This window comes from Sphingomonas jatrophae (genome assembly GCF_900113315.1).
Classification (GTDB): domain Bacteria; phylum Pseudomonadota; class Alphaproteobacteria; order Sphingomonadales; family Sphingomonadaceae; genus Sphingomonas_P; species Sphingomonas_P jatrophae.
In genome coordinates, this window is sequence record NZ_FOZG01000002.1 from 1,287,611 (window position 1) to 1,301,557 (window position 13,947).

The 13,947-nt window shown below is 69.9% G+C and carries 15 protein-coding genes; 5 read left to right on the top strand and 10 right to left on the bottom strand.

Going from position 1 to position 13,947, the window contains the following annotated elements; all coding sequences use genetic code 11:
- Positions 1 to 44 precede the first annotated feature (44 nt).
- The 5 genes from egtD to gluQRS all read right to left on the bottom strand — a co-directional run bounded on the left by egtD (position 45) and on the right by gluQRS (position 3,994).
- Positions 45 to 986 carry an L-histidine N(alpha)-methyltransferase gene (gene egtD / locus BM360_RS15550; protein ID WP_093315928.1) on the bottom strand — a complete coding sequence of 314 codons (942 nt, stop codon included), beginning with the start codon at positions 984 to 986 and terminating at the stop codon, positions 45 to 47.
- 22 nt (positions 987 to 1,008) lie between these two features.
- Positions 1,009 to 2,271, bottom strand: a complete 1,263-nt coding sequence (gene egtB / locus BM360_RS15555; protein ID WP_093315929.1) for an ergothioneine biosynthesis protein EgtB — start codon at positions 2,269 to 2,271, stop codon at positions 1,009 to 1,011.
- A 63-nt stretch (positions 2,272 to 2,334) separates the two neighbouring features.
- A complete protein-coding gene (locus BM360_RS15560; RefSeq protein WP_093315930.1) occupies positions 2,335 to 2,904 on the bottom strand; it encodes a cob(I)yrinic acid a,c-diamide adenosyltransferase in 570 nt (189 codons plus the stop codon).
- A 4-nt stretch (positions 2,905 to 2,908) separates the two neighbouring features.
- Positions 2,909 to 3,136 (bottom strand): HIG1 domain-containing protein, encoded by a 228-nt coding sequence (locus tag BM360_RS15565; RefSeq protein ID WP_093315931.1) that lies wholly within the window; start codon positions 3,134 to 3,136, stop codon positions 2,909 to 2,911.
- Between the two features lie 6 nt (positions 3,137 to 3,142).
- Positions 3,143 to 3,994 (bottom strand): tRNA glutamyl-Q(34) synthetase GluQRS, encoded by an 852-nt coding sequence (gene gluQRS, locus BM360_RS15570; RefSeq protein ID WP_093315932.1) that lies wholly within the window; start codon positions 3,992 to 3,994, stop codon positions 3,143 to 3,145.
- 188 nt (positions 3,995 to 4,182) lie between these two features.
- Between gluQRS and BM360_RS15575 the strand changes: the two genes are divergently transcribed.
- Positions 4,183 to 4,749: an HNH endonuclease gene (locus tag BM360_RS15575; RefSeq protein ID WP_093315933.1), complete on the top strand. Its 567-nt coding sequence runs from the start codon at positions 4,183 to 4,185 to the stop codon at positions 4,747 to 4,749.
- A gap of 1 nt (position 4,750) precedes the next feature.
- Here BM360_RS15575 and BM360_RS15580 read toward each other — a convergent pair whose 3' ends face one another.
- The 5 genes from BM360_RS15580 to BM360_RS15600 form a co-directional block, all read right to left on the bottom strand.
- On the bottom strand, positions 4,751 to 5,173 hold the full coding sequence (locus BM360_RS15580) for a DUF2141 domain-containing protein (protein WP_093315934.1): 423 nt from the start codon (positions 5,171 to 5,173) through the stop codon (positions 4,751 to 4,753).
- Positions 5,133 to 5,885: a sterol desaturase family protein gene (locus BM360_RS15585; RefSeq protein ID WP_093315935.1), complete on the bottom strand. Its 753-nt coding sequence runs from the start codon at positions 5,883 to 5,885 to the stop codon at positions 5,133 to 5,135. The genes BM360_RS15580 and BM360_RS15585 overlap by 41 nt, the downstream gene beginning before the upstream one ends.
- Before the next feature lie 42 nt (positions 5,886 to 5,927).
- Positions 5,928 to 6,938: a hypothetical protein gene (locus BM360_RS15590; RefSeq protein WP_093315936.1), complete on the bottom strand. Its 1,011-nt coding sequence runs from the start codon at positions 6,936 to 6,938 to the stop codon at positions 5,928 to 5,930.
- 4 nt (positions 6,939 to 6,942) lie between these two features.
- Complete coding sequence (locus tag BM360_RS15595; RefSeq protein WP_093315937.1) at positions 6,943 to 8,334, bottom strand: glycosyl transferase family protein; 1,392 nt, start codon at positions 8,332 to 8,334, stop codon at positions 6,943 to 6,945.
- A 77-nt stretch (positions 8,335 to 8,411) separates the two neighbouring features.
- Positions 8,412 to 9,479, bottom strand: a complete 1,068-nt coding sequence (locus BM360_RS15600) for a GGDEF domain-containing protein (RefSeq protein WP_093315938.1) — start codon at positions 9,477 to 9,479, stop codon at positions 8,412 to 8,414.
- Positions 9,480 to 9,629: 150 nt separating this feature from the next.
- On the opposite strand from BM360_RS15600, the gene thrS reads away from it, so the two are divergent.
- From thrS to BM360_RS15620, 4 genes are all read left to right on the top strand, one after another.
- Positions 9,630 to 11,633 (top strand): threonine--tRNA ligase, encoded by a 2,004-nt coding sequence (gene thrS / locus BM360_RS15605; RefSeq protein WP_093315939.1) that lies wholly within the window; start codon positions 9,630 to 9,632, stop codon positions 11,631 to 11,633.
- 104 nt (positions 11,634 to 11,737) lie between these two features.
- Complete coding sequence (gene ybaK / locus BM360_RS15610) at positions 11,738 to 12,208, top strand: Cys-tRNA(Pro) deacylase (RefSeq protein ID WP_093315940.1); 471 nt, start codon at positions 11,738 to 11,740, stop codon at positions 12,206 to 12,208.
- 118 nt (positions 12,209 to 12,326) lie between these two features.
- Positions 12,327 to 13,640, top strand: a complete 1,314-nt coding sequence (locus tag BM360_RS15615) for a dicarboxylate/amino acid:cation symporter (protein WP_093315941.1) — start codon at positions 12,327 to 12,329, stop codon at positions 13,638 to 13,640.
- Positions 13,641 to 13,745: 105 nt separating this feature from the next.
- Entirely contained in the window at positions 13,746 to 13,937 is a 192-nt protein-coding gene (locus BM360_RS15620; RefSeq protein ID WP_093315942.1) for a hypothetical protein, read from the top strand.
- Positions 13,938 to 13,947: the final 10 nt, after the last annotated feature.

Consider the following 13,947-nt stretch of genomic DNA (forward strand, 5'->3'; position numbering starts at 1 on the left):
CGATCACCGGATCAACGGTTATATCGCGATCTCCGACAAGGCAATCACGGCGCGATCGGCCGCGGCCGCGCTTCGGCGAGGATCAGCGCGAACTGGTCCGCCGCGTCCGTCCATTCGGTAACCGGCGTCCAGCCGCCCGCGCGGAGCAGCAGGCGCGCGTCGCGGGCGCCATATTTGTGGCTGTTCTCGGTGTGGATGCCGCCGCCTTCGGCGATGCGGAAGTCCTGACCGGCGACGGTGAAGGCCACATCGCGGCGGGCGACGAGATGCATCTCGATCCGCGCGGCGGCGTCGTTCCAGCGGGCTTCGTGGGCGAAGGCGTCGACGGGTACGTCGGCCTCAAGCTCGCGGTTGATCCGGTGGAGCAGGTTGAGGTTGAACGCGGCGGTGACGCCTGCGGCGTCGTCATAGGCGGGGATCAGGATTGCGGGGGACTTCACCCGGTCCATCCCGATCAGCAGCATCGCGCCGTCACCCAGCGTGCCTGCCATGGCCCGCAGCAGATCGACCGCCGCCGCGGCATCGAGATTGCCGATGGTGGAGCCGGGAAAGAAGCCGAGCCGCGGCAGATCGGCGACCTCCGCCGGCAGCGCCAGCGGGCGGGTGAAATCGGCCTCGAGCGGCAGGACGGCGAGGCCGGGAAAGTCGCGCCCGAGCGCCGCCGCGCTGTCGCGCAGGAAATCGCCCGATATGTCGATCGGCACATAAGCGGCGGGGGCGACGGCGCGCAGCAGGTGCGGCGTCTTGGCGGAGGAGCCCGAGCCGAACTCGATCACCGCGCGGCCACGCCCGGCGGCTTCCGCAATGGCGGGGCCATATTCGGCGAGCAAAGCGGTCTCGACCCGCGTGGGGTAATATTCGGGCAGGTCGGTGATCCGCTCGAACAGCTCGGAGCCGCGCCGATCGTAGAACCATCGTGCGGGGATGGCCGGCGGGTCGGCGCGCAGGCCGGCGAGCACGTCGGCGCGGAAGGCGGGATCGGTCATCGGGGAGCTCCGTGGCGGATCGTCAGAGATCGCGCGCCAGACGCACGCCGGTGAACTGCCAGCGCTGATGCGGGTGGAAGAAGTTGCGATAGGACGCGCGCGAATGGCCCCGCGGCGTCGCGCAGCTCGCGCCCTTCAGCACGAACTGGGCCGACATGAACTTGCCGTTATACTCGCCGACCGCACCCGCCGCGGGGCGGAAGCCGGGATAGGGGAGGAAGGCCGAGCCGGTCCATTCCCACACATCGCCGAACATCTGGCGCAGCCCGTCACCCACCGGGGCCGCGCGCGGGCGGACGGGGCCGGCGGCGTCGAGCTGGTTGCCCGCCGTCGGATCCATCCCCGCGGCACTCGCCTCCCACTCCGCCTCGGTCGGCAGGCGCGCGCCGGCCCAGCGGGCAAAGGCCTCCGCCTCGTAATAGCTGATATGCGTGACCGGCGCGGCGGGGTGGAGCGGATGCATCCCGTCCAGCGCGAACTGATGCCAGCGCCCGTTGACCTGCCGCCAGTGGAGCGGCGCGGAAATGCCCTCGGCGCGGACCCAGGCCCAGCCGTCGCTCAGCCAGTGATCCGGCCGGGTGTAGCCCCCGTCGTCGACGAAGGACTGCCATTCGGCATTGGTGACCGGCCGATCCGCCAGCGCGTGCGGGTGGAGCAAAGCGGCGTGGCGCGGCCCTTCGCAGTCGAAGGCGAAGCCGCCGCCGTCATGGCCGATCTCGACGATGCCCTGCCGGCCCTCGATCCAGCGGATCGGCCCGGGATGGACCGCAGGCGCGGGGCGGGGGCGATCCCAGATGGCAGGCGCCAGGGGATTTTCGCCGAACAGGTGAAGGATGTCGGTCAGCAGCAATTCCTGGTGCTGCTGCTCATGGTGGATACCGAGCTCGACCAAGGCGACGGCGTCGGCGGGAAGGCGCGGCAGCGCGCGGGCGAGGGCGGCGTCCACCGCGGCGCGCCACGCGCGCACCCCGTCCAGCGTCGGCCGGGTCAGCAGGCCGCGGCGATCGCGCGCGTGGCGGGCGCCCTCCGCCTCGTAATAGCTGTTGAACAGGAAGGCGAAGCGCGGATCGAACGCTTCGTAGCCGGCGACATGATCGCGCAGCACGAACGTCTCGAAGAACCAGGTGGTGTGCGCGAGGTGCCATTTGGCGGGCGACGCATCCGGCATGGACTGGACGGTGGCATCCGCATCCGACAGCGGATCGACCAGCGCGAGGCTGAGCGCGCGGGTGGCGGCGAAACGCTGCGCCAGCGCGCCCGCCTGATCCTCAACCCTTGTCGCCAATCCGCCCTCCCGAGCCGGTTATAACCCAGGTCAATGCGGATTGGTTGCGAAACGAAATCCTGCTCAGCGTGTCGCGCCAGGTTGCCACAGCACGTCGCCGCCAGCCCCGAGATTGACCACACGCGCCAGCACGAACAGGTGATCGGACAGACGGTTGAGATAGGTCAGCGCCGCGGGGTTGAGCGATACTTCGGCCGCCGCGGCGACACCGGTCCGCTCCGCCCGCCGCGCCGTTGCACGGGCGAGGTGCAGCGCCGCGGCGGCCGGGCTGCCGCCGGGCAGGATGAAGCTGCGCAGCGGCTCCAGCCGGTCGGTCATCGCGTCGATCTCGGCCTCGAGCCGCTCGACCTGGGCGGGCACGATGCGCAGCGTCATCTCCGACGGGGCGAAATCCTCACCCGGCGTCGCCACGTCCGCGCCGAGATCGAACAGTTCGTTCTGGATGCGGGCGAGCATCGACCGCTCGGGCCCCGCGGGCAGCTGCGCCGCGGCGACGCCGATCGCGCTGTTCGCCTCGTCCACGTCGCCGATCAGCGCCATGCGCGGGTGCGACTTGGCGATGCGCGATCCGTCGACGAGGCCCGTCGTGCCCGCGTCACCGGTGCGCGTGTAGATGCGGTTGAGCTTGACCATCGCCTCAGCCCGGCCGCGCCATCATCAGGAACAGCATGGCGACGACCACCGCCGCCGCCTGGAACTGGATGCGCCGCCACATCATCTTGTTCTGCGCGAGGCCGGAGCGGCTGGGCCCGGTGCCTTTCAGGTCGGCCTCGGTGGTCTTCAGGAAGATCACGATGCCGCGCACCAGTGCCGCCAGCGCGCCGAGCGCGAACAGCAGGATGAGGATGAAGAGAAAGGTCTGCATGGCGCCCTATGTAGGGTGCGTGAGGCCTTCGGGAAAGCCGCGTGCGCGCAGATTGCCGAGGATTTCCGCGGGGTCCGCGCCTGCCGCGCGCAGGTCCGCAAGCGGGGGCGCGCCATCGCGCTTGGCAAGGCGGCGACCGTCGGGGCCGGTGAGCAGCGGATGGTGATGGTAGCGCGGGGTCGGCAGGCCGAGCAGCGCCTGGAGCAGGCGGTGGACGTGCGTCGCATCGAACAGGTCGGCGCCACGGACGATATCGGTCACGCCCTGCGCCGCATCGTCGATGACGACGGCGAGGTGGTAGGAAGCGGGCGCATCCTTGCGGGCGAGGACGACATCGCCGAACCGTTCGGGCGCTGCCGTGATGGCGCAGCCATGATCCTCCCACCGGAGCGTCCCCGCCAGCGCGGCGGCGGCGGCCATGTCCAGCCGCCAGGCGTGCGGCTCCCCGGCCGCGATGCGCGTGGCGGCGATGTCGGGCGCGAGTGCGCGGCAGGTGCCGGGATAGATGGCGCCCTCGGGCCCATGCGGGGCGGAGGTGCTGGCGGCGATATCGCGCCGGGTGCAGAAACAGGGATAGACGAGGCCGCGCGCCTTCAGCCCGGCCAGAGCATCGGCATAGAGGCCGAGGCGCGCGGACTGGCGCAGCACGGGGCCGTCCCACGACAGGCCGAGCCAGCGCAGATCCTCCCCGATCCCGTCGACGAACGCCTCGCGCGTGCGGCCGGGGTCGATATCCTCGATCCTGAGGAGGAAGCGGCCGCCGCGGTCGCGCGCGAAATCATGGGCGCGCATCGCCGAAAAAGCGTGGCCGAGATGCAGCCGGCCGGTGGGGCTTGGAGCGAAGCGGGTGACGATCATCGCTGTGGATAACCGAGCGCGGAGCCCTTGACCGCGCTTCGCCAAGGATATGTCATGGCCGCGTCACGCCCGATGCGCTAAAGGGCGGGACGACGACGGAGCGCGGGCAAACCCGCTCTCCCCGCGTGCGACGGTGAGACGGGCTTCGCTGGCAGCTCCGCGACGAGAAGCGGAGGGCCGGCCGTTCCATGTATCATCCCGACATCCTCAAGCATCCCGACGCGTGCCCGACCCTGGTGCTGAATGCGGACTATACGCCGCTCAGCTATTATCCGCTGAGCCTGTGGCCGTGGCAAACCGCGGTGAAGGCGGTGTTCCTGGAGCGCGTCGACATCGTTCGCGAATATGACCGGGAGGTGCATTCGCCCAGCCAGTCGATCCGGCTGCCGTCGGTGATCGCGCTCAGGCAATATGTGAAGCCGTCGCAGCACCCTGCCTTCACCCGGTTCAACCTGTTCCTGCGGGACCGGTTCGAGTGCCAATATTGCGGATCACGCAGCGAGCTGACGTTCGATCATGTCGTGCCGCGGGCGCAGGGCGGGCGCACGACGTGGGAGAATGTCGCCACCGCCTGCGCGCCGTGCAACCTGAAGAAGGGCGGGCGCACGCCACGCCAAGCCGGGCTGGCGCTGTTCCAGGTGCCGTTCCGGCCGACCAGCTGGCAGTTGCAGGAAAATGGCCGCAGTTTCCCGCCGCACTATCTGCACCAGAGCTGGCGCGACTGGCTCTACTGGGATGTCGAGCTGGACGCGTGAGCTACAGCAGGTAGCGTACCGTCACCGGCTCGGCGATCATGCGGTTGTCGAGCGTGAAGCGCGCGGCATCGAAGCGCGGCGGGCCGAAGCGGATCGCGGGGTTGCGCGAAAAGCCGAAGCCTTCGCGCGGCAGGCCGGCGAAGGTATCCAGCTTGCGATTGCCATTCTCGTCGTGGATCAGCGCGACGGCGTAATTGCCGGACGCGAGCCCGTCGAAGCGGAGCGCGCGGCCGTCCGCCGGCACGCTCAGCCGCCTGGCCGCAGGATCGGTCTGGCAATCGGGGAACTTGCCCGGATTGGCGGTGAGGCAGGCGCGAATTTCACCCTTGGTCGAGCGCAGGCCGGAGAGCGGCACCTCGACACCCGCGGTCGGGCTGGCGCCGCTAAGCGCTGCGGCGAGCGCGCCCAGGCCCGCGAGGCGCATCGGCAAAGCTGCCGAGCCCCTTGTCCGTGCCGCAGAGACGATCCCAGAACCGAAAATAGAGGCCATAATTGCACCTGTAATCGACATGGTGCCGCTGGTGGTGGCTCGCGGTGATCAGCCAGCGCCCCCCGGCGCCCTTGACCAGACGGTCCGGGAAGATTTCCCAGCCCATATGGTTGGTCACGCCCATAAAGGTCATGACCGACAGCACAATGCCAAGTGCGGCGACGTGGATCGGAATGACGAACACCAGTGTCGGAATTACCACGGCGCCGGTCAGCGACTCCCAGGGGTGAAAGCTCATCGCCGTCCAGGCGGTCGGCGGGCGGCTCTGGTGGTGGACCGCGTGCATGCGGCGGAACAGCCGGGGATCGTGCATCAGCCGGTGGGTCCAGTAGAACCATGCGTCGTGCGCCAGCAGGTAGAGCAGCACCGAGGCGGGCAGCCACCAGAGCGGCATCGCGTTCACATCGGCGTAGATGCGCGTCCAGCCATGCGCCTGCCAGCCCCATGCGACGATGCCGGCGGGCAGGCCGTAGATTGCGGCGGCGGCGAAGCTCCAGCCGATCTCGCGCCCGATCTGCGCGCCGCGGTCGGCATAAAGGCCGGGCAGGCGCCGTGCGGTGACGAGCGCGAACACGCCCGAGACGATGACGTAGCGCACGGCGACGATCGCGATCATCGCAAGCGCGGAGAGGATGAGGGCGGGCATTGCCGGCCAGCATAAGCGCGCGGGCGGCCGGGCGGAACCCGCTCAGAAATCGGTGGCGAGCGTGAGCGCCACGCCCGACCCCGGTGCCGCCCGGCCGGCGACGCGCAGCCGTCCTTCGAGCGCCAGCGTGGCGGGCGCGTCGGCGAGCGGCAGCGTGACGGCGGCGCGCGGGCCGACATCGAGCCTGGCGACGCCGGGCTGCGCCGCGCCCCAGGCGCCGGCGCCGAGCGACAGCGGCCCTGCGACGCGGCGCCCGGCCCGGATCGCGCCGTCGGCGAACAGATCGCCCGCACGGGCGCCGACCAGGCCCGCCTGCGCGTAGGCGTCGAGATCGATGCCGTTCACCTGCCGCCAGGCGCCGCCCGCCGCGTAGAGGCTCCACGCATTGCGGGCGTGCGCGCCGAGCGCGATGCGCCGTTCCGCCGAGAGTCGGACGGCGACCTGTTCCGCCGGCTGCCAGTCCAGCCCAACCGCCGCTTCCAGCCCGCGACGATCGTGCAGCGGGGCGGAGACGCGTGCGGCGACGGCGAAGCCGCTGCCGATGCTGCGGGCGACGCGCAGGCCCGCCTGCGATCCGCCGAGCTGGCCGCCGGGGGCAAGCCCGGCCCGGCCGCTGCCGCTCCGCGCAAACAGCCAGGCCGAGGCGCGGAAGCGGGCGGCACGCTCGGCCGGATCGAGCCGCGGCACCGGGCCGGCGGGTTGCGTCCAGCGGATCGGCTGCGTGGCGGAGGCGAGCAGGACGGCCATGGACAGGCGGCGTTCGAGGTCTGCCGCGCCGGATGCGAGCGGCGGAGGCGTGTTCGCGCCGGCAGCCGCCACGGCGGGCGGCATGAAGGGCGCGGCGCGGGCCGGGACAAGGTCCGCCGAGCTGGCGACCGGATCGGACAGAGCGGCGATCCGGCGCTCGAACGGCGTGGGCTCGGCCAAGGGGATGTGCCACTCCGACAAAGCGGCCTGCACCGGCGTCCACGGCACCAGCCAGGCCCCGCGCGCACCCGCCCAGCTGGCGATGACGAGCGCGAGGAAGCGCAGCGGCGGACGGCGGATCGGCATGAGGTTATTCGGCCGGCAGCGTGGCGGGGAAGACGTGCGCCGTCTTGTCCCACTGCGGCGGGTGCGGCGACAGATAGCGGCGCAGCGCCCGCCACGAGCTGGCGATCAGCACGAAATTGGCGACCACCAGCCGCGGCATCGACCAGAGCCCTTCCTTCGCACCGTAGATGCGGCTGACGAACAGCACGCGCATGCCGACCCGCCAGCCGAGCAGCAGCGTGAGCGCGATGCCGAGCGCATCGGGCCGCCACAGCATGATTGCGGGCTCACCCGCGGCGAGGCGCAGCAAGGTGGCGAGCAGGCCCATGAGCGCGCCCGCATAGCCGGCCGTCAGCACCAGCGCGGCGAGCGGCGCGCGCCGATCCCGCAGCCGCATCCACGCCTCCGCCGGGCCGCCGGCCCAGCCGAGCCGATCCCAGCCGGCGAACGCGATCCCGTCGATCCAGCGCGCCTTCTGCCGCACCGCTTCGCCGAAGGTCGCGGGGAAATGCGCGCGCACCGCAACGAAATTGTCTTCGTTGCGGTGTTTCCGGTCTTCCGGCCTGACCAGCATGCGGACAAAGGCGGCGCGCGCACCGAGATCGCCCATGCGCAGCCCGAGTTCATAATCCTCGGTGACGCTGCCTTCATCGAACGGGGAGCCGCCGTGAAGCCGCGCCATCTCGTCCAGCGCGGCGCGCGAAAGCGCACAGCCGGTGCCGGCGAGTGGGACGCCTGCGCCGACGAGCTCGCGCACAAGCAGCGTCTTGGTGTGCGATTCGCCGAATTCATCGGCATAGTGGCGGCTGACCCAGCTGGCGCCGGAGAGCGGCAGCACCGGCAGCTGGACGATATCGAACCGGCCGACCAGCGCGGAGAAGACGGTCAGTTCGTCCCGGTGGACCTGATCCTCGGCGTCGTGGATCGCGACGATGCTGGCGACGGGGCCACCCCGCGCCTCTTCCTCCAGCATCGCGGCATAACAGCGGTTGAGCGCTTCGGACTTGCTGGTCGGCCCGTTCCGGTCGCCATGCACGATGCGCACCTTCGGATCGAGGGCGAAGTCTGCGTGCAGCTCCCACAAGGTCGCGTAATCATTGGGATAGACACCGATGTAGAGGCGGTAGTCGGCATCGCCCCAGCGCCGCCGGGCGTGCTTCACCATCTTGCCGATGACGCCCGCTTCGTCCCACGCGCCGACGAAGATGGCGATGTGCGGTGCCACGTCCGGCAGCGTCAGCGTGCCGACATGCGCGCGCCTGCCCGGCCAGTTGACGCGGATCTGCTTCCAGCCCCGCCGTGCGAAGAAGATCAGGTCGACGGCAAGGTCGTCCACCCCGCCGATCAGCAGACCGGCGGCGGCGAACAACAGCAGTTCGCGCGCGAGCGCGTCCGTCAGCCAGATCAACTCCGTCATCGGTGCCCCCTCCGATTCGGCGGGTCATTCATCCGAAACGGATCGGTTGGGGGCAAGGACTTTCGGTTAGCGGGCCTTTAAGCCTCGATGCGGTTCCGCCCGGCCTGCTTGGCCCGGTAGAGCAGGGTGTCGGCGCGGCGGATCGCGGCGGCGCAGCTTTCCGCGCCCTTCAGGGCGACGAGGCCGGCGGAGAAGGTGAGCGTGCCGAGTTCGCGTCCGGTGCCCGCCACCTTAAGCGTCCGCCCGGCGAGATCGGCGCGGGTGGCGTCGAGCAGCGCGCGCGCGGCGGGCAGCGGAGTGCCGTCGAACAGGATGATGAACTCCTCGCCGCCGTGGCGGCCGACGAGGTGGCCCGTGCAACCGCGCAGCAGCTCCTTGCCGACGAGCTGGATCACGCGGTCGCCCACCTCATGCCCGTGAACGTCGTTGACCGCCTTGAACCGGTCGATGTCGATCAGGGCGACGGCAAGCGGACGCGCCTCGGCGATCGCCGTTTCGCGTGCCTCGGCAAAGCGCGCGGCGAAGGCGCGGCGATTGGGCAGAGCGGTCAGCGGGTCGGTCTCCGCATCGGCCCGCGCAGCGGCGAGGCTGGCGCGCAGCTCCGCCATTTCGGCACCCGTCGCGCGCAGCCGTTCCTCGGCCTGCCGGGTCGTATCGATCATCGTGCGGGTGATGTCGAGCAGCGCCGCCACCGCCTCGAGATCGAGCGCATCGGCAGCGGCGATCCCCGCGGCCCCTTGTTCCAGCGCATCGCCGAAGCGGGCCGCATCGTCGCGCGAGCTGTCGACCAGGCCGGAGAAGCTGTCGAACCGGGCCTGCGCCTCGCCGATCATCTGTGCCAGCGCGGCGGGCGAGACCGGGGCGGAGCCGCCGGTGTCGGGGATCGCCATGATCGTGTCGGCATCCTGCTGCGTCAGCCCCGCGCCGCCGGCAAGCGCGGCATCGACCGCCGCGACGATGCGCGGGTCGCGCTCCACATAGGCGTGGGCCAGCGCATAATTGCCGGGGCTCGGCCGCAGATCGTGATCGAACAGCAGCACGCCCGCGCGGTAATAGATGTCCCGGTCCGCCGACATGGCCGGAACAGGCGCAGTTGCCCCGAACAGGCCGGCAAGCCGCCCCGGTGATCGCATCGTCTTCAGCACTTCCGCCCCGCTCTTCTTCCCCCGGCAAGGACGCTAGGCGAAGCTGGGTTAAGGCGCCGTTGATGGCGTTCGGGCGCGGGGTTGCCTGTCCGTGTCGGCCGGGGGCATAAGCGCGCCTTCTTCCAACATCCCGGAAAACCGAGCGTCTCCATGTCCGCGCCCTTCAAGATCAGCCTGCCCGACGGTTCCGTGCGCGAAGTGGCGCCCGGCACCACCCCGGCGGACGTGGCGGCGGCGATCGGGCCGGGGCTCGCCAAGGCGGCGCTGGCCGCGCGTGTCGACGGCGAGCTGCGCGACCTCAACCGTCCGTTCGACGGCGATGCGCAGCTGGCGCTGGTGACGGCGCGCGACGAGGCGGACGCGCTGGAGCTGGCGCGCCACGATTACGCGCACGTGCTGGCGGAGGCGGTGCAGCACCTGTTTCCGGGCACGCAGATCACCTTCGGCCCGGCGACGGACGACGGCTTCTATTACGACTTCGCGCCGAAGGACCGGCCCTTCACCGAGGAGGACCTGCCCGCGATCGAGGCGGAGATGCGCCGCATCATCGCGAAGGACGAGCCGCTGATCCGCGAGGTGTGGAGCCGCGCCGACCTGATCGCGCGCTGGCAAAGGGAAGGCGAGACGTTCAAGGCCGAGTGGGCGGCCGAGCTGCCCGACGCGGAGGAGTTGACCGTCTACCGCGCCGGCCGCGGTGAGGATGCGTGGCTCGACATGTGCCGCGGGCCGCATCTGCCCTCCACCGGCAAGCTCGACCCGCAGGCGTTCAAGCTGACGCGCGTCTCCGGCGCCTATTGGCGCGGCGACCAGAAGAATGCGATGCTGAGCCGCGTCTACGGCACCGGCTGGCTCAACAAGAAGCAGCTCGACCAGCATCTGACGCGGCTGGAGGAGGCGGCCAAGCGCGACCATCGCCGGCTGGGACAGGAGATGGACCTGTTCCACCTGCAGGCGGAGGCGCACGGCTCCGTCTTCTGGCACCCCAAGGGCTTCCGCATCTGGCGCGAGCTGGAGGCCTATATGCGCCGCGCGATCGATGGCGCCGGCTACCGCGAGGTGAAGACGCCGCAGATCATGGATGCGCGCCAGTGGGAGGCGAGCGGCCACTGGGGCAAGTATCGCGAGAACATGTTCGTCATCCCCGACGAGGTGCCGAACGTCGAGGATGAAGGCCCGGTCATCAGCGGCGAGGCCGACTGGATGGCGCTGAAGCCGATGAACTGCCCGGCGCACGTGCTGATCTTCCGCCAGGGCATCAAGAGCTATCGCGACCTGCCGATGCGGCTCTACGAAAATGGCTGCTGCCACCGGAACGAGCCGCACGGCGCGCTGCACGGGCTGATGCGCGTGCGCCAGTTCACGCAGGACGATGCGCACATCTTCTGCCGCGAAGACCAGATCGTCGACGAGGTGAAGGCGTTCTGCGCGCTGGCGGACCGGATCTACAAGGATTTCGGCTTCACCTACGCGATCAAGCTGGCGCTCAGGCCCGAGAAGCGGTTCGGCAGCGACGAAATGTGGGACCAGGCCGAGGCGGAGCTGCGCGATGCGGTGGCGGCGGCGGGCCTCGCGACGCCCGAATATGGCTGGGAGGAGCTGCCGGGCGAGGGCGCCTTCTATGCGCCGAAGCTCGAATGGCACCTGACCGACGCGATCGGGCGGACGTGGCAGGTGGGCACGATCCAGTCCGACCGGGTGCTGCCCGAGCGGCTGGATGCTGCTTACGTCGCCGAGGATGGCGCGCGCCACCGGCCGATCATGCTCCACCGCGCGATCTTCGGCTCGTACGAGCGTTTCATCGGCATCCTGATCGAGCATTTCGCGGGCAAGCTGCCGATGTGGCTGGCGCCGGTGCAGGCGGTGGTCGCCACCATCGTCTCGGACGCGGACGATTATGCCCGCGAGGTGGAGCGGCGGCTGGCGGCAGCGGGCGTGCGCGTGGAGACGGATCTCAGGAACGAGAAGATCAACTACAAGGTGCGCGAGCACTCGCTGGCCAAGGTGCCGGTGCTGCTGGTGGTCGGCAAGCGCGAGGCGGAAGAGGGCAAGGTTGCGCTCCGCCGGCTGGGCAGCCAGGCGCAGGAGGTGGTGACGCTGGATGAAGCGGTGGCGCTGCTGAGGGATGAGGGACTGGCGCCGGACCTGCTGGGGTGATTTCGGGCCGCGCCGTTCGCCCTGAGCTTGTCGAAGGGCTGTTCTTCTCCTTGCGAAGGGGGAGAGCGGTGCTTCGACAAGCTCAGCACGAACGGGGCCAGTAAATGGCGGCGACGCGCGCCATTGCTGCGCTCGAAGCGGCGGGCGTGGGCTACACGCTGCACCGCTACGACTATGATCCCGCCGCCGACTCGGTCGGGCTGGCGGCGGCGGCGGCGCTCGGGATCGAGCCGGCGCGCATGCTGAAGACGCTGATGCTGCTGGCGGACGGCAAGCCTGCCTGTGCGGTGCTGCCGTCGGACGCTTCGCTGTCGATGAAGCGGGCGGCCGCACTGCTCGGCGCCAAGGCGGCGAAGATGATGCCGCCGGCGGACGCCGAGCGGATGACCGGGTACAAGGTGGGCGGGATCAGCCCGTTCGGTCAGCTGAAACGCGTGCCGGTGCTGGTCGAGGCGGCGGCGCTCGGCCACGCGCGCGTGTTCGTCAATGGCGGGCAGCGCGGCCTCCAGCTGGAGATCGCGCCGGCAGTGCTGGTGGACCTGCTCGGCGCGAAGGCGGGGGAGATCGTGGCGTAACCTCTCTGCCCGTTATGCCGGACTTGTTCCCGGGCGGACGACGGACGGCTTTAGCGCCGAGCTTGACGCTCCCGCCCCATTCCTTTCCAACCATCGCATCAAATCACCGGAGCCTGCCTTGGCCAAGCGCCTGACCCTCTACATCCTGATCGGCATGGTGCTGGGCATCGTCGTCGGCGCCGTGCTGAATGCCGCGATCGGCGCGAACGAGGCGCAGGCCAAGCAGGTGTCGGGCTATCTCCACCTGCTGGCCGACATCTTCCTCCACCTGATCAAGATGATCATCGCGCCGCTCGTCTTCTCCACGCTGGTGACGGGCATCGCGCACATGGGCGATACGGCGGCGCTCGGCCGGATCGGCGGGCGCGCGCTGGCCTGGTTCATCCTGGCGAGCCTCGTCTCGCTGTCGATGGGGCTGATCTTCGTCAACCTCTTCGAGCCGGGCGTGGGCCTGAACCTCGTCCGCACCGCGGCGGACAGCGGGGTGGATGCCAAGGCGCTGAACTTCACCGATTTCGTGCTGCACATCTTTCCGACATCGATGGTGCAGGCGATGGCGGAGAACCAGATCCTCCAGATCGTCGTCTTCTCGCTGTTCGTCGGCGTGGCGCTGACCGCCATCGGCGAGCGGGGAAAGCCGATCCTCGTCGTCGTCGAGGCGCTGGTCGAGCTGATGCTGCAGGTGACCGCTTATGTGATGCGGTTCGCGCCGGTCGCGGTGTTCGGGGCGCTGGCGGCGGTGGTGACGGTGCGGGGGCTGGAGGTGCTCGTCACCTTCGGGCAGCTGCTGGGCGAATTCTACCTCGCGCTTGCCACCTTCTGGGTGGTGCTGTTGGGCGTGGCGTCCATCTTCCTCGGCAAGCGCGTGCTGCGGCTGATGGGCTATATCCGCGAGCCGCTGCTGCTCGCTTTCTCCACCGCCTCGTCGGAGAGCGCCTATCCGAAGCTGCTGGAGCAGCTCGACCGGTTCGGCGTGCCGCGGCGCATCTCGTCCTTCGTGCTGCCGCTCGGCTATTCGTTCAATCTCGACGGATCGATGATGTATGCGTCCTTCGCGACGATCTTCATCGCGCAGGCTTATGGCATCAGCCTGCCGCTCTCGACGCAGATCGTGATCCTGCTGGTGCTGATGATCACCTCCAAGGGCATTGCCGCGGTGCCGCGGGCGAGCCTCGTCGTCGTCGCGGCGACGCTGACGCAGTTCGACCTGCCGGTGGAGGGCGTCGCCTTCGTGCTGGCGATCGACCAGTTCCTCGACATGGGGCGCACCTGCACCAACGTGCTCGGCAATGCGGTGGCGACCAGCGTCATCACCAAGTGGGAGGGCATGCTCGAGCCCGAGGAGCCGATCGCGGTGGAGCCGCCGCACGCGCCGGCGAACACGCCGCATCATGGTGCTCGCGGGCTGGAGCGGGAAAGTTCCACGATTTGATCGCACCAGCGGCGCATTTCGCCGCAGTGCAGCGCCGGTGGAGTGGACTCGTTAACCGCGCTTTGCCTAGCCTGTCCCGGCAAGTCCTGATCCGGGGGGATCTTTGTGCTCGAAGCCGTTGCCGTCACCTACACGTTTATCGCCAGCTTCGTGCTGGCCTCTGCCGAACGGAATCGCCGCCAGCAGCGGCCGCATGCGCGCCAGCTCGAATTCTTCGGCCGGCTGCTGATGGCGCTGTCGCTGACGCTCAGCGTGCTGCTGGGCGGCTGGGCGGCGTGGAGCCGGCTGATCGGCTGACGCGCCGGCC